General features: G+C 65.7%; 11 protein-coding genes. 5 read left to right on the top strand and 6 right to left on the bottom strand.

The genetic code is table 11. The features are described 5' to 3' along the window. Positions 1-158 precede the first annotated feature (158 nt). Positions 159-2,108: a tetratricopeptide repeat protein gene (locus tag VSR34_RS09745; RefSeq protein ID WP_342962399.1), complete on the bottom strand. Its 1,950-nt coding sequence runs from the start codon at positions 2,106-2,108 to the stop codon at positions 159-161. A gap of 151 nt (positions 2,109-2,259) precedes the next feature. On the opposite strand from VSR34_RS09745, the gene VSR34_RS09740 reads away from it, so the two are divergent. From VSR34_RS09740 to VSR34_RS09730, 3 genes are all read left to right on the top strand, one after another. Continuing rightward, positions 2,260-2,580 carry a metalloregulator ArsR/SmtB family transcription factor gene (locus tag VSR34_RS09740; protein WP_238327776.1) on the top strand — a complete coding sequence of 107 codons (321 nt, stop codon included), beginning with the start codon at positions 2,260-2,262 and terminating at the stop codon, positions 2,578-2,580. Continuing rightward, a complete protein-coding gene (locus VSR34_RS09735) occupies positions 2,577-3,752 on the top strand; it encodes a cation diffusion facilitator family transporter (RefSeq protein ID WP_342962398.1) in 1,176 nt (391 codons plus the stop codon). The genes VSR34_RS09740 and VSR34_RS09735 overlap by 4 nt, the downstream gene beginning before the upstream one ends. 95 nt (positions 3,753-3,847) lie before the next feature. Continuing rightward, on the top strand, positions 3,848-5,536 hold the full coding sequence (locus VSR34_RS09730; protein WP_342962397.1) for an FAD-dependent monooxygenase: 1,689 nt from the start codon (positions 3,848-3,850) through the stop codon (positions 5,534-5,536). Positions 5,537-5,597: 61 nt separating this feature from the next. On the opposite strand, the gene VSR34_RS09725 is transcribed toward VSR34_RS09730, so the two are convergent. Genes VSR34_RS09725 through VSR34_RS09710 form a run of 4 tightly spaced genes read right to left on the bottom strand, consistent with a single transcriptional unit; the run spans position 5,598 to position 10,872 of the window. Continuing rightward, the gene (locus VSR34_RS09725; protein ID WP_028211679.1) at positions 5,598-5,837 is read right to left on the bottom strand and encodes a formate dehydrogenase subunit delta; all 240 of its coding nucleotides are present in this window, start codon (positions 5,835-5,837) and stop codon (positions 5,598-5,600) included. 4 nt (positions 5,838-5,841) lie between these two features. Next, complete coding sequence (fdhF, locus tag VSR34_RS09720) at positions 5,842-8,787, bottom strand: formate dehydrogenase subunit alpha (RefSeq protein WP_028211680.1); 2,946 nt, start codon at positions 8,785-8,787, stop codon at positions 5,842-5,844. Between the two features lie 13 nt (positions 8,788-8,800). Further along, positions 8,801-10,360, bottom strand: coding sequence for a formate dehydrogenase beta subunit (locus tag VSR34_RS09715; protein WP_028211681.1), 1,560 nt, complete (start codon positions 10,358-10,360; stop codon positions 8,801-8,803). Further along, entirely contained in the window at positions 10,357-10,872 is a 516-nt protein-coding gene (locus VSR34_RS09710; protein ID WP_028211682.1) for an NAD(P)H-dependent oxidoreductase subunit E, read from the bottom strand. Before VSR34_RS09710 ends, VSR34_RS09715 begins: the two co-directional genes overlap by 4 nt. A 130-nt stretch (positions 10,873-11,002) precedes the next feature. On the opposite strand from VSR34_RS09710, the gene VSR34_RS09705 reads away from it, so the two are divergent. After that, positions 11,003-12,100 (top strand): substrate-binding domain-containing protein, encoded by a 1,098-nt coding sequence (locus VSR34_RS09705; RefSeq protein ID WP_028211683.1) that lies wholly within the window; start codon positions 11,003-11,005, stop codon positions 12,098-12,100. Positions 12,101-12,212: 112 nt separating this feature from the next. Continuing rightward, the gene (locus VSR34_RS09700) at positions 12,213-12,479 is read left to right on the top strand and encodes a hypothetical protein (protein ID WP_028211684.1); all 267 of its coding nucleotides are present in this window, start codon (positions 12,213-12,215) and stop codon (positions 12,477-12,479) included. Between the two features lie 525 nt (positions 12,480-13,004). Here the strand turns inward: VSR34_RS09700 and VSR34_RS09695 are convergent. After that, on the bottom strand, positions 13,005-14,129 hold the full coding sequence (locus VSR34_RS09695) for a sensor histidine kinase (protein ID WP_342962396.1): 1,125 nt from the start codon (positions 14,127-14,129) through the stop codon (positions 13,005-13,007). Positions 14,130-14,495: the final 366 nt, after the last annotated feature.

Raw genomic sequence — 14,495 nt, 5'->3', positions numbered from 1 at the left:
CCTCATCGCGACGCTCGTGCTCTATCGCACGCCCGAAGCGCGTGATCAGTACAAGGCGGCTTGATCATCGAATCGCCCGCCCGGCGCGATCAATGAAAACGGGGCGCTGAGTTCACTCGGGCGCCCCGCTTTTGTTTCGCTCCCTACCGCGGTAGGGCTCATGCTTCGCGCAATTCGCTCGCGACCGTTTCGACGACTTCTGCCCATGCGTGCGGCCGCGGCTGGCGTACGAGCCGCGCGCACGGATACCAGGGGCTGTCGTCGGTGCCAGTGAACCAGCGCCAATCCGCGGCGAACGGCAGCATGACCCATAGCTTCGTGCCGAGCGCCCCCGCCAGGTGAGCGATCGAGGTATCGATCGACACGACGCCGTCCAGACGCTCGATCACGGCCGCGGTATCCGCAAAATCCTCGAACTTGCCACCGAGGCGATGGATCGAGCGCGCGCGCGGGTGCGCGTCGAGCGCCGCGTGTTCGGCCGCGCTCAGGTCCGGTTGCAGCACGATCCAGTCGATGCCGTCGAGCGCGAAAAGCGGCTCGAGCATGGATAGTGCAATCGCGCGGTTCTCGTGCTTCTGGATGCGGCCCGACCACGCGAGGCCGATCTTGCGCCGCGCCTGGCCGCCCAGCGAGCCGCGCCATTTGCGCCGGTAGGCGGCGCTGGCGTTGAGGTAAGGCGTGCGCGCGGGCAACGTGTCGATGGTCATGCCGAGGGCGAGCGGCAGGGAAAGCAGCGGGCAGTGCAGGTCGGCGGCGGGGCGCGGCGCGCCCTGTTCGATGAGCGTGACGCGCCAGGCAAGGGCTGCCGGCGCGATGAGCGGCACGAGCGCGCGCTGCACTTCCAGCACGACGCGCCCGTTGCCTTCGCGTGCCGCGGCTGCGGCAACGAGGGGCACAAAGCGAACGAACTGGAGCGTGTCGCCGAAACCCTGTTCGGCTTCGATGACTATCGTGCGGCCGTTCAGGGGCTCGCCGTGCCAGCGCGGCAGTGCGCCTGCCATCGTACGCGGCCCGATCGACGCCATCGGCATGGCCCCAGGCGGGGCCGAGGCAAAGCCTGCGCCGCGCGGCGCGTTGGCTTGCGCTGCGTCGCGGGCGGCGGGATCGAGCCGCCATTCGTACTCGGGCAGTCCGCGCTGGAAGTCGCCGAGGGTCAGCCACGTGAGCGCGCGATTCAGATGCGCGGCGGCGAGATCGGGGCGCACGCGCAGCGCCTGATCGAAGGCGCGCAGTGCGGCCGCATGCCGGCCTTGCGCATGATGGGCGCTGCCGAGCGCGAGCCACGCGAGGGCGAATTTCGGGTCGAAGCCGATCGCTCGTTCGTAGGGCCCGACCGCTTCGTCGTGGCGGCCGAGCGCGGAGAGCGCGTTGCCGAGCCCGAACAGGGCAGGCACGAAGCGGGGCTGCAGCGCGAGTGCGGTTTCGAAGGCGCCCACGGCTTCGCTGTGCTGGCCGGTCGCATCGAGCGTATTCGCGAGATTGAAGTGCGCGGCCACGAAGCGCGGCTGCACGCTCAGCGCCTTGCGGAAGTGATCGAGCGCGCCCGCGCTGTCGCCAAGCGCATTGAGCGCCATGCCGAGGTTGTTGTGCGCGCCGCCGTGGCCGGGCCGGATCTTGAGCGCCCGGCGAAACGAGTCGGCGGCCTCGCTGTGGCGGCCGAGCGCGTGCAGCGCGTTGCCGAGATTGTTGTGCGAGGAGGCGTCCCCGGGCTGCAGGCGCACGGCGTGGCTGAACGCGTACATGGCGTCCTCGTGGCGCCCGATCGCAGCGTAGGCGTTGCCGAGGTTGTAGTGCGCGAGCGCGAAGGCAGGCGCGAGCGTGAGCGCGTTGCGAAAGCGTTCGATCGCGCCGTCCAGTTCGCCGAGCGCCTTCAGCGCGTTGCCGAGGTTCAGCTGGAGCGCGGCGTCGTCGGGGCGCAAGGTGACCGCACGGCGCACGAGATCCGCAGCCTCGGCGTGCTGGCCCTGCTGGTGCCGCAGCACGCCGAGCAGATGCAGCGCATCGACGTGCACGGGATCGGCGGCGAGCGTCGCGCGGTAGCCGCGCTCGGCGTCAGCCAGCCGGCCGTCGCGATGTGCGGCGTACGCGCGGACAAAAACGGGTTCCATGACTGAAAAGCAAACGTTCGGGACGCAAAGCCGGCATTTTCCCACAGTCGCGAATCCGCTCCCGAAGTTGACTGATGTTTGACGGGAACTTGACCAGGATCCGTCGTGGAACTAACATATGAACATCTGTTCATATGTATTGCACGTCATCATGACCCCAGTTTCCGACGACGAGCGCGCAGTGCCGCTCGCCGACCTCTTTCGCCTGCTTGGCGACGCCACGCGTCTGCGCATCGTTCTCGCCTGTGTGCAGGAGCGGCTCGCCGTCGGTGCGATCGCCGATGCGCTGGATTTGTCGCCGTCGCTCGTGAGCCACCATCTGCGGTTATTGCGTGCAGCGCGCATCGTGCGCGCGGAACGCGAGGGCAAGCAGGTGTTCTATGTGGCCGCGGACGCGCATATCAGCGCAATGCTCGCCGGCATGCTGGAGCACGTGGCCGAGCCCTCCACGCAATGGCAGGAGGGCGCATGACGGCCGCTGATCGCGCGAACGACCTCAAGGGCGCGCAGGAGCGCGAGGACGATCACGCGCCGGTGTGGTTCGACGAGGCGCACGGCCAGACGCCGCATGCAACGACTGCGCATGCGCGTCGTCCAGACGGCGAGCCGGGTGAGCATCGCGATCACAATCACGACCACGACCACGACGATGCCTGTGCGCAGGACGCCCAGGCACCGCACGGGCACGATCACGGGCACGGCCACCATCACCATCATCACGGGCCGGTCACCGGTCATGGCCGCGCGTTTGCGATCGCCGTCGCGCTGAACGTTCTCATCGTCGTCGTTCAGACGGCTTATGGCCTGCTGGCGCATTCCACCGCGCTGCTGGCCGACGCCGGCCACAATCTCTCCGACGTGCTCGGTCTGCTGCTCGCCTGGGGCGCCGCGTGGCTCGCGACGCGCCGCCCGTCCGCGCGCTTCACGTTCGGCTTCGGCAGCTCGTCGATTCTCGCTTCGCTGGCCAACGCCGCACTGTTGCTGCTCGCGTGCGGCGCGATCCTCGCGCAAGCGCTTGGGCGCCTGTTTCATCCCGCGCCTGTCGCGGGCTTCGACGTGTTCGTCGTCGCGACCGTCGGCATGGTGGTCAACGGGTTTTCGGCATGGCTTTTCATGCGTGGCCAAAAGGACGACCTGAACATTCGCGGCGCTTTCCTGCACATGGCCGCCGATGCGGCCGTTTCCGCGGCCGTGGCCGTGAGCGGTCTCGTGATTCTCGCGACCGGCTGGAACTGGATCGATCCGCTCATGTCCATCGCCGTCGTGCTGGTGATCGTGTACGGCACCTGGGGGCTGCTGCGCGAGTCGGTGCGCCTCGCCCTCGCCGCGGTGCCAGGCAACGTCGACATCGTGCGCGTGCGGGCATTCCTCGCGCAGCAGGAGGGCGTGATCGATGTGCATGACCTGCACGTCTGGGCGCTCTCCACCACGGGTTGCGCACTCACCGCGCATCTCGTGATGCCGGCGGGACATCCCGGTGACGCCGCGCTCGACCGTATCGTCGAATCGCTCAACACGCGCTTTGGAATGCGGCACGCGACGCTGCAGGTGGATCTCGGCACGAGCGAGCATCGCTGCGCGCTCGAGTCGCCAGGCGGCGCAGAGGGGCGCACGCAGGCACACGGGCATTCGCATTCACGCTGAAGCGCGGCAAGTCGCGCTGCATTTGATGCGCTGCCGCGCGACCGGTCGGGGCGCGGGCGATACACTACGCGGTACCGAGCGCATGGAGGTTCTGCATGGCCGTGGCTTCTTCTCTCGCGCCCGTGCTCATCGTGGGTGCGGGACCCACCGGGCTCGCCGCCGCGATGAGCCTTGCGCGCGCGCGTATTCCGGTCAGGCTGATCGATCGCGCGCCGCAGCCAGGCCGCCATTCGAGAGCGATTGGCATTCAGGCGCGCACGCTCGAACTGTTCGAGCAGCACCGCATCGTCGAGCCCTTTCTCGAACTCGGTCATCGCGCGCACATCGCGAACCTCTACTCGAACGGCCAGCGCCGCGCGCGGCTCGACTTCGACCCGCTGTTCACGCGTTATCCCTATCTGCTCTTCATCGACCAAACGGTCACCGAGCGCATTCTCACCGAACATCTCGCGACGCTCGGCGTGGAAATCGAGCGCGGCTCCGAACTGCTCGAATTCAGCCAGGGTTCGGCCGGTGTGAGCGCGGAAGTGCGCCGCCCTGACGGGCGCGTCGAATCGCTGCGCTGCGCCTGGGTGATCGCCGCCGACGGCGCCCATAGCACCGTGCGCCACCGGCTCGACATGAAGTTCGACGGCGAGACGATGGCGCAATCGTTCCTGCTCGCCGACCTGAGCGCGAGCACGCCATGGTCCGACGACGAGTTTCACGTTTTCGCCTCGGGCGAGGGTCTCGCTGCGCTTTTTCCGTTCGGCCATGGCCGCTACCGCCTGATCGCCGACCACAAGGCAATGCTGCCTGCCGCGCCCGAAGGCACGATTCCCGTGCCCACGCTGGAAGAGTGCCGCGAGATCGTCCTGCAGCGCATGCATCATCCTGTTTCCGTCTCGGACATGAGCTGGGCGTCGTACTTCAGCGTGAACAGCCGGATGGTTCGGCAACTGCGCGTCGAGCGCACCTTTTTTGCCGGCGATGCCGCGCATGTCCACAGCCCCGCGGGCGCACAGGGCATGAATACGGGCATCCAGGAGGCCTTCAATCTGGGCTGGAAGATCGCGCGCGTGCATGCGGGCGGCGGGCCCGAGCGCCTGCTCGACACCTATCACGCCGAGCGCTATCCCATCGAGCGCCTCGTGCTCCAGCAAACGAGCTTCATGACGCAGCTGGTCGAAGCCGATCACGGACCGCTGAAGCTGCTGCGCGAGCGCGTGATGCCGGCGCTCGTCGCGCTGGGGCCGCTGCGCGACGCCGCGCGCCAGGCGGTGAGCGAGCTGTCGATCCAGTATCGCCGCAGCCCGCTCACGCTCGAGCGCGTGCTGGACGGTGGCCCGCGCGCCGGCGAACGCGCCCCGGACGCCTTCGTGCGGGTGGTGGACGGTCCACTGGGCAAGGCGCCCGATAAGGGGCGCATTTTCGATCTGCACGACCCGGCGTGCTTCTCGTTGTTCCTGCTGGTGGAGGGCGATGCCGATGCGGCTTCGACGAACAACGGCGCAGACGCGGGCGCGACGCTCGAGCGTTTCGCCCAGGCTGTCGAGCGGCTCTTTCCGCAGGCGCTACGAGTCTGGTGGATCGCCGATCTCGCCAACGGCGAGACACCGTTGGCGGGCGAAGGGGCGCCCTCGCTAGACGAATCGTACGGGCGCACGCGGCCCGCGTTCTACCTCGTGCGTCCCGATGGCTATATCGGTGCGCGGGGGCGCCCGGTCTCGGACCTCAATGCGTTGCTGCGCCACTGTGAGACCTGGTACGCGGCACCGGGCCTCGTTCAGCCTCCGCCGCTCTGAATGTCGTTCGAACGTGCGGCGCCGGGCCCGCGACCGGATGGGCAGGCCCGGCGGGTCTTGCTCAGGCTGCCACGGGCATCAAGGTCTCGCGATATTTCGTGAGCGCCTCGAACACGATCTGGGTGAAGCCCGCGTCCTTTCCCTCGCTGTCGAGCGCCGCGAGCAGCGTGCGGCGCATGCGCGGCTCCCAGAACTTGCGGATGTGCTCCGCGATGCCCGTGAGCGCCTCTTCGCGATCGGGCAGCGATTCGAAGAACATGCCGATCTGGTTCGCCATGTCGATCAGGTGATCTGCTTTCATCGCCTTATTTCCCCGAAGTGGTGAGCGCTTCGCGCTGGCGGAGCAGGTCGAGCTGGGTCGCGTTGAAGCGCGAGTACTCGCGCTGCCATTCCGACGGCTGCTGGACGTGGCTGACCTGCACGGCCGTCACCTTGTACTCGGGGCAGTTCGTGGCCCAATCCGAAGCTTCGGTGGTGATCACGTTCGCACCCGATTCCGGGAAGTGGAACGTCGTGTAGACCACGCCCGGCTGCATGCGCGTGCTTACCTTCGCGCGCAGCACCGTATTGCCGGCGCGCGACTCGATGCCCACCCAGTCGCCGTCGCGAATGCCACGGTCTTCGGCATCCACCGGATGGATCTCGAGGCGGTCCTCCTCGTGCCAGCGCGAGTTCTCGGTGCGGCGCGTCTGCGCGCCCACGTTGTATTGCGAGAGGATGCGGCCCGTCGTGAGCAGCAGCGGGAAGCGGCGCGTGACCTTTTCCGGCGAGGCGATGAACTTCGTGATGACGAACTTGCCCTTGCCGCGCACGAACGCATCGATGTGCATGATCGGCGTTCCATCGGGCGCCGCTTCGTTGCACGGCCACTGGATGCTGCCCATCTCGTCGAGCTTCTTGTACGAGACGCCGTGGAAAGTGGGCGTGAGGCGCGCGATCTCGTCCATGATCTGCGACGGATGCGTGTAGTCCATCTCGTAGCCGAGCGCGCGCGAGAGCAGGATCGTCGCTTCCCAGTCCGCATAGCCGGCGATCGGCGGCATGACCTTGCGCACGCGCGAGATGCGGCGCTCGGCGTTGGTGAACGTGCCGTCCTTTTCGAGGAACGATGAGCCGGGCAGCAGCACGTGGGCGTACTTCGCCGTCTCGTTCAGGAAGATGTCCTGCACGACGATGCATTCCATCGACGAGAGCGCCGCGGCGACGTGCTGCGTGTTCGGATCCGACTGGACGATGTCCTCGCCCTGGCAGTAAAGGCCCATGAAGGAGCCGTCGAGCGCTGCGTCGAACATGTTGGGTATGCGCAGGCCGGGCTCGCTTTGCAGCGCGACGTTCCAGGCGCTCTCGAAAAGGCCGCGCACCGTGGAGTCGCCCACGTGGCGATAGCCCGGCAGCTCGTGCGGGAACGAGCCCATGTCGCATGAACCCTGCACGTTGTTCTGGCCTCGCAGCGGATTCACGCCCACGCCTTCGCGGCCGATGTTGCCCGTGGCCATGGCGAGGTTGGCGATGCCCATGACCATGGTCGAGCCTTGCGCGTGTTCGGTCACGCCGAGGCCGTAATAGATCGCCGAGTTGCCTTGCTTTGCGTAGAGACGCGCGGCGGCGCGCACCTGTTCGGCCGGCACGCCGGTCACTTCGGCCATGGCCTCGGGCGAGTTCTCCGGCAGCGCGACGAAATCGCGCCATTGCTCGAATGCGCGCGTTTCGCAGCGCTCGGCGACGAACGACTCATTGACGAGCCCTTCGGTGACGATCACGTGCGCGATGGCGTTGATCATCGCGACGTTGGTGCCCGGGCGCAGTTGCAGGTGATGGTCGGCCTTCACGTGCGCAGTGTCGACGATGTCGATGCGGCGCGGATCGACGACGATCAGCTTCGCGCCCTGGCGCACGCGGCGCTTCAGGCGCGAGCCGAATACGGGGTGGCCGTCGGTGGGGTTCGCGCCGATCACCATGATCACATCGGAGTGGTCGACCGAGGCGAAGGTTTGCGTGCCCGCCGATTCGCCGAGCGTCGTCTTCAGGCCGTAGCCCGTGGGCGAGTGGCACACGCGTGCACAGGTGTCGACGTTGTTGTTGCCGAACGCGGCGCGCACGAGCTTCTGCACGAGATACGTTTCCTCGTTCGTGCAGCGCGACGACGTGATGCCGCCGATCGAATCGCGTCCATACTTTGCCTGGATGCGGCGGAACTCGCTCGCGGCATGGTTGATCGCCTCTTCCCAGCTGACTTCGCGCCACGGATCGGTGATCTTCGCGCGGATCATCGGCTTCTTGATGCGGTCCTTGTGCGTGGCATAGCCCCACGCGAAGCGGCCCTTCACGCACGCATGGCCTTCGTTCGCCTGGCCGTTCTTGTGCGGCACCATGCGCACCACTTCATTGCCCTTCATCTCGGCCTTGAACGAGCAGCCCACGCCGCAATACGCGCAGGTGGTCACGACCGAGTGCTCGGCCTGGCCCAGCATTACGACGGTCTTTTCCTGCAGCGTCGCGGTCGGGCAGGCGGCCACGCACGCGCCGCACGACACACACTCCGACTCCATGAACGGCTCGTTCGCACCCGCGGCGACGCGCGACTCGAAGCCGCGCCCGGCGATGGTCAGCGCGAACGTGCCCTGCGTTTCCTCGCAGGCGCGCACGCAGCGATTGCAGACGATGCACTTCGACGGGTCGTAGGTGAAATACGGGTTCGATTCGTCCTTCTTGTCCTTGAGGTGATTCGCGCCGTCAAAGCCGTAGCGCACTTCGCGCAGGCCGGTGACGCCCGCCATGTCCTGCAGCTCGCAGTCGCCGTTGGCGGGGCAGGTGAGGCAGTCGAGCGGGTGATCGGAGATGTACAGCTCCATCACGTTGCGGCGCAGCTTCTGCAGGCGGTCGCTCTGCGTGCGCACCTTCATGCCCGCTTCGACGGGCGTCGTGCACGAAGCGGGGTAGCCGCGGCGGCCTTCGATTTCGACGAGACACAGGCGGCACGAACCGAACGGTTCGAGCGAATCGGTCGCGCAAAGCTTGGGCACGTTGACGCCGGCCTCGATGGAGGCGCGCATCACGGAGGTGCCCGCGGGCACCGTGACGCTTTGACCGTCGATTTCGAGCGTGACATCGACATCGGCGTGGCGCAGCGGCGTGCCGTAATCGGTGTCGTCGAAGGGCGAGCGCGCGTTTGCCTTGTTCATTGCCGCCGATTTGCAGGCGCAATTGCCGGAACCGCAACCGCCGGCCTGATTCATGAGCGTGTCGGACATGGTGGTTCCTCGTTCAGGCGGCCGCCGCCGGTTGAGTAGCAGGTTCGAGACCGAAATCTTCAGGGAAATGATCGAGTGCGGAGATCACCGGGTAGGGCGTCATGCCGCCCATCGCGCAGAGCGAGCCGGACACCATCGTGTCGCACAGGTCACGCAGCAAGGTGACCTGCTTTTCGGACCTGTCGCCCTTGCGGATCTTCGCGATCACCTCGACGCCGCGCGTCGAGCCGATGCGGCACGGCGTGCATTTGCCGCACGATTCGAGTGTGCAGAACTCCATGGCGTACTGCGCGAGTTCGGCGAGATTCGAGGTGTCGTCGTGCACGACGATGCCGCCGTGGCCCACGACCGCGCCAACGGCCGCATAAGCTTCGTAGTCCATGGGAATATCCCACTGGCTCTCGGGCAGATAGGTGCCGAGCGGGCCGCCCACCTGCACGGCGCGCGCGGGGCGGCCGCTGGCGGTGCCGCCGCCGTAGTCGACCATCAGCTCGCGCAGCGTCACGCCGAACGCGAGTTCGACCAGGCCGCCGCGCGCGATATTGCCCGCGAGCTGGAACGGCAGCGTGCCGCGTGAGCGGCCCATGCCGAAGTCCTTGTAGAACGCCGCGCCCTTCGCGAAGATGATCGGCACCGTGGCGAGCGTGATGACGTTGTTGATGACCGTGGGCTTGCCGTAGAGGCCGGCGAGCGCGGGCAACGGCGGCTTCGCGCGCACGATGCCGCGCTTGCCTTCGAGCGATTCGAGCAGCGCGGTTTCCTCGCCGCAGACATAAGCGCCCGCGCCCTTGGCGACGAACAGGTCGAAGCGCTTGCCGCTGCCGAGCACGTCGTCGCCGAGCCAGCCGGCGGTGCGCGCGCGGCGGATGGCTTCCTCGAGCGCCGCGATCGAATGCGGATATTCGCTGCGCACGTAGATATGGCCGACGGTGGCGCCCACCGCGATGCCGGCGATCGTCATGCCCTCGATCAGCACGTAAGGGTCGCTTTCCATCACGAGGCGGTCGGAGAACGTGCCCGAATCGCCTTCGTCTGCATTGCAGACGATGTACTTCTGGTCGGCTTGCGCGTTGGCCACGGTGCGCCACTTGATGCCGGCCGGGAACGCGGCGCCACCGCGGCCACGCAGGCCCGATTCGACGAGCGCTTCGCAGACCTCGGCGCCGGTCATCTTCAGCGCCTCGCGCAATCCTTCGAGGCCGCCGTGGGCGACGTAGTCGTCGGTGGAAAGCGGATCGGTGATGCCGATGCGTGCGAAGGTGAGGCGCTGCTGCTTGCGCAGATACGGAATCTGCTCGACGAGGCCGACGCTGCGCGGGTGCTGGCCGCCTTGCAGGAAGCCGGCGTCGAAGAGCGCGCCGACGTCGTCGGCTTCGACGTTCGCGTAGCCTACGCGGCCTTCGGCGGTCTGCACTTCGACGAGCGGTTCGAGATAAAGCAGGCCGCGCGAGCCGTTGCGCACGAGTTCGATGCTGATGCCGCGCGCGGCGGCTTCGCATTCGATGGCTTCGGCAATGGCATCCGCGCCGAGTGCGAGGGCCGAGGAATCGCGGGGGACATAGACGCGAGTCATGCGGCCTCCTGAGCGCGTGCAACGACCGTCATCGCGGCGGCGAAGAGCTTGTCGAACTTCTGCGGGGTCACTTTTGCGTGCAAAGTGCCGTTAATCATCATGGCGGGCGAGAGCGCACATTGGCCGAGGCAATAAACGGACTCCAGCGCGACCGGGCCGTCGTGTGCGTGAGCATGTTCGGCGTCGTGGCCGTGCTGGCCGAAACGGCAGCCGGTATGCGCCTCGACGTGCTGCGCAAGCGCCTCGCTCCCCATGCTGCGGCAAGCCTCGGCGCGGCACAGCTGCACGGTGACCGGCGCGGGCGGCGCAGTGCGGAAGTGGTGGTAGTAGGTGATCACGCCGTGCACTTCGGCGCGTGAAAGATTGAGCGCCTTCGCGAGCGGCACGACGGCGTCCGGCGGTACGAAACCGGTTTCGTCCTGGATCGCGTGAAGGATCGCAAGCAGTGTGCGGCCCGGTTGCACGTGACGCTGGACGAGAGCGTCCGGCGCGCTAACAGCTGTCTCTTCCATCATGGGGCTTCTCCAGGGCATATATGCACTTGTTATTCATAAAGCGTGCATCTATGCTGCGGTTGTCTTGTTGTCTGACCGAACAATAGGCCCCCGCAAAGGCAGACGCAATAGGAAGGGAGACTTCATAATGATCAAGGTCGAGTGCCATGCGCAGCTGGTCGTGCGCGACGCGGAAGGTCGCGAGGCAAGCCTGACGGACGTTGTGCCGTTGCTTGCGCTCGTCGCGGAAGAGGGAAGCATCGCGCAAGCCGCGCAGCGTAAGGGTTTGTCCTATCGCCATGCGTGGGGCGTTTTGCGTGAAGTGGAAGCGCGCCTGGGGGGCGCACTGATCGCCAAAGCGCGCGGCCGTGGCTCCGTGCTATCGGAACTGGGCGAGTCTGTGCTGCGCTCGCAGCGCCTGTGCGCGGAGCGACTGCAGGGCAACCTGGACGCATTGGCGAGCGAAGTGGCGAGCGACCTGAACCGTTGGCTGGCGCCCGCCGCGCAGGATTTGCGCATCCATGCCTCGCACGGCTACGCGGTGGCCGCTCTCGTCACGGCGCTCGTCGCCGACCAGGTGCCGGTGCAGATCAAGTACCGCGACAGCGTCGATGCGATCACGGCGCTCGCGCGCGGCGAATGCGATCTTGCGGGTTTTCACCTGCCGCGCAGCGACTTCCGGGCGGCGTGCGCAAATGCCTACCGCGGCTGGCTGGACCCGCAGCGACATGTGCTCATCCATCTCACGCAGCGCAAGCAGGGGCTGTTCGTCGGGCGGGGCAACCCCAAGCAGGTCACCGGGCTCGCCGATCTGGCGCGCGGTGACATCCGCTTCGTGAACCGGCAGCCGGGCTCGGGCACCCGCATGCTGATCGATCTGCTGCTCACGCGGATCGGCGTCGATCCCGAACGCGTCAACGGGTACGCATCTTCGGAACTCACGCATTCGGCGATCGCCGCGTTCGTGGCGAGCGGCATGGCCGATGTGGGTTTCGGTGTCGAGCCGGCCGCGCACCATTTCGGACTCGATTTCATCGAAATCGCCGATGAAGACTACTATTTCGCGTGCGATCGTGCTCACCTCGCGCACGAACCGCTTGCGACGGTATTGGCGTTGCTCCGCGGCGGCGAATTCCGTGCATCGGTTGCGCAACTCGAGGGCTATGACCCTGCGTCCTGCGGTGAGGTCATTGAGCTTGACGCCGCTTGGGGCGGCTCGCGTGAGGGTGAGCCGCAGGCCTTGTAACCGAAAGCAATCGTCAATTCTGGCCCGGCTGCAGACTCTGGTGCTTTTTGTGATACTTTCAGTTCGTTTTTGTTCTCAGGCTCCCCATGCGCGCCCGCCGCGCCGATCGACCATGAAATTTGTTCTCAAAGTTGGTGCCGCAGCCGTCACGGCAGCGGCGTTGTTCGCCACGTTCAACCTTGCTTTCGCGCAGAACTCGCCGGGCGTCCCCGGCGGCATCCTCGACGATCAGTTCAAGTTCAACGAGCATCCGCAAATGCAGTTCGCCGCTTCGGCGCCGTCGGGCAAGTATCAGCACGGAAAGCCGACTGCGGCGCGCAAGCGCGGCGACCTCGGCGACCCGAACGGTTGTAATCTGCAGTGCCCGCAGGACAATTGATGAATTAACGGCGCCGCGGCGCGATGTTTCGCCGCGTGGAAGAACCACTCGCGAAAGTTGTGCGGCTTTCGCGAGTGATTTGCTGGCGTCTATTGGTCGAGTCGATCGACCGAGTTGATCGACGGAATACGAAAAGCCCCGGCGGCCTTGCGGCACCGGGGCTTTGTACGTGAGGCGAACAGCAATATCTGGTGGAGCCGGCGTCAACATAAAGTCGCTCGAAATTCCCTTGCAGCCAACGTTTTTGGTCGATTATCAAAGGAAATGTGCCCCCAAAGATGCCCCCGGATCAGTTGTAGTTGGGCGCGAGCCCAGCGCGGTCATTCCGAAGGTGCAGGGAAACGGAATTAGCTGGACTCTCGGCGATCGTCATCGGCGGTAGCTATCATGCCGTTCGCCGGAAAGCGGGTGCTCTGGGAATGCGACCGGCTTGTCACGACCCAGATGCGCCGTTTAGATGCGGCAGACGAATGGCGGCTTTCCGCGCAGCGTATCTTCTCTCACCGATGAACTGTCAGTGCCGAGCTAGGGTTCCGCACGTGGGAGTGACACCGAAAAGGTGGTCTCCGTCTCATCCGACCGCGTTTCGATGGCACCGTGGTGGGCCTTGGCGATCTCACTTGCGATATACAAACCCAGTCCCAGGCTGCCCGCTCTCTCGTCTTGATTCTGCCGGTCTCGTCCCCGCTCCAGGGGATCGAAGATGCGAGCGAGAGCAGCGGGTTCGATCGCCGAGCCGCAGTTGCTGACGTCGATACGGACATGTGTTACATCGCCCGTCACCATCACGCGCACGGGTCTGTCCTGTGCCCCGTACTTGATGGCATTGAGAACAAGATTTCCCAACAATTGCTGCAGGCGCTGGCTATCCCAGACCCCCTCTAGATCACCGGTCACGTGTAACTCAATCTCTCTGTCGGGATGAATAGCACGCAATTCGTCCAGCTCTTCAGCAAGCACATCCGCCAGATTGACATGTGTAGGCATAACGTTGATGCCCAGGCCCAGTTTTGTCCGGTTGAATGCGGTCAGGTCATTGAGTAACGCCTGCATCCGGGCCCCGCTGCGCATCAGGCGGCCAGCAGCTTTGGATACCTGTTCCCCTGCGTTGAGTGCCGCAAGATACGTCGAGGTGACCTGAATCGCCTGTAGAGGGCTGCGCATGTCGTGCCCCAGCATGCCAAGCAGGAGGTTGTGGTTCTGTTCAATCTGCGCATTGAACGAGGTGACCGATTCGGCAAGCGCCTGATCGATCGCTTCATTAAAACGAACGATGTCGTCGAGGTTAGGCGCTCCTGGCGCGCAGTCGTCCATCCACAGGCGAAGCACGCTTGCGCGTAACGCGCGATATTCGGCGGCAACCTGGTTGACAGTGAAGCCGGCACGAGCCCTCAGAGTGCCGTGCGTTCGCGCGGCCGACTCAGTCTCCCCGACCAGACCGGAGCCTTGCCCTAACGATTTCTCGTGTTGCTCTTCCGGTGTTTGCGGGGTTCGCAAGTCTGCTGTTACGGCGCGCAGCATTTGCTCCGCCTCTTCGCGTAACTCCGCCGATCCCATATCTGTCGACGCCGGCAGCAGGGTGGCTGCGAACGCCTCCCATTGCGCCAGGATGGGCCCCATGTCTCGCAAGATAAAGTCTGCAAGCCGCATGTCCGTGTCTCCGTCGGTAAATGGGCTGCTACCGGTGTCCCGGGGGCGCACCTATCTTACCTGCATATTGGTGACGGGCTCCAATCGAAGGAATGCCCGGCTCGTTGGTGACAAGAGGACGCCCTTGGGTGTCGCAGTATGCCCAAAACTCGTTGGCGGCTGTAATTGAAAGCGGCCGTTCGCCTGGAGCAATCGAACGTCTCAAGATGGCCGAATCTTGCCAATCGTCGCTTGATCGGCGCAAGCTTTACGCGAATGGCAGCGCACGACCCACAACTGCCTTTCGATGCAACGCGAGGGCTAGGGCCGGTTGCAACGGGGAACGGCCGTTCGCGGGTATGCGCCGAGCGAAAATCGTCTCGATCG

The organism is Paraburkholderia sp. JHI2823, assembly GCF_038900695.1.
Taxonomy (GTDB): domain Bacteria; phylum Pseudomonadota; class Gammaproteobacteria; order Burkholderiales; family Burkholderiaceae; genus Paraburkholderia; species Paraburkholderia mimosarum.
This window is presented reverse-complemented; position numbering and strand designations above follow the sequence as displayed.

Coding starts and splice junctions, on each gene's coding strand:
- VSR34_RS09745 (WP_342962399.1), bottom strand. CDS start 2,108: ATGGAACCCGTTTTTGTCCGCGCGTACGCCGCACATCGCGACGGCCGG.
- VSR34_RS09740 (WP_238327776.1), top strand. CDS start 2,260: ATGACCCCAGTTTCCGACGACGAGCGCGCAGTGCCGCTCGCCGACCTC.
- VSR34_RS09735 (WP_342962398.1), top strand. CDS start 2,577: ATGACGGCCGCTGATCGCGCGAACGACCTCAAGGGCGCGCAGGAGCGC.
- VSR34_RS09730 (WP_342962397.1), top strand. CDS start 3,848: ATGGCCGTGGCTTCTTCTCTCGCGCCCGTGCTCATCGTGGGTGCGGGA.
- VSR34_RS09725 (WP_028211679.1), bottom strand. CDS start 5,837: ATGAAAGCAGATCACCTGATCGACATGGCGAACCAGATCGGCATGTTC.
- fdhF (WP_028211680.1), bottom strand. CDS start 8,787: ATGTCCGACACGCTCATGAATCAGGCCGGCGGTTGCGGTTCCGGCAAT.
- VSR34_RS09715 (WP_028211681.1), bottom strand. CDS start 10,360: ATGACTCGCGTCTATGTCCCCCGCGATTCCTCGGCCCTCGCACTCGGC.
- VSR34_RS09710 (WP_028211682.1), bottom strand. CDS start 10,872: ATGGAAGAGACAGCTGTTAGCGCGCCGGACGCTCTCGTCCAGCGTCAC.
- VSR34_RS09705 (WP_028211683.1), top strand. CDS start 11,003: ATGATCAAGGTCGAGTGCCATGCGCAGCTGGTCGTGCGCGACGCGGAA.
- VSR34_RS09700 (WP_028211684.1), top strand. CDS start 12,213: ATGAAATTTGTTCTCAAAGTTGGTGCCGCAGCCGTCACGGCAGCGGCG.
- VSR34_RS09695 (WP_342962396.1), bottom strand. CDS start 14,129: ATGCGGCTTGCAGACTTTATCTTGCGAGACATGGGGCCCATCCTGGCG.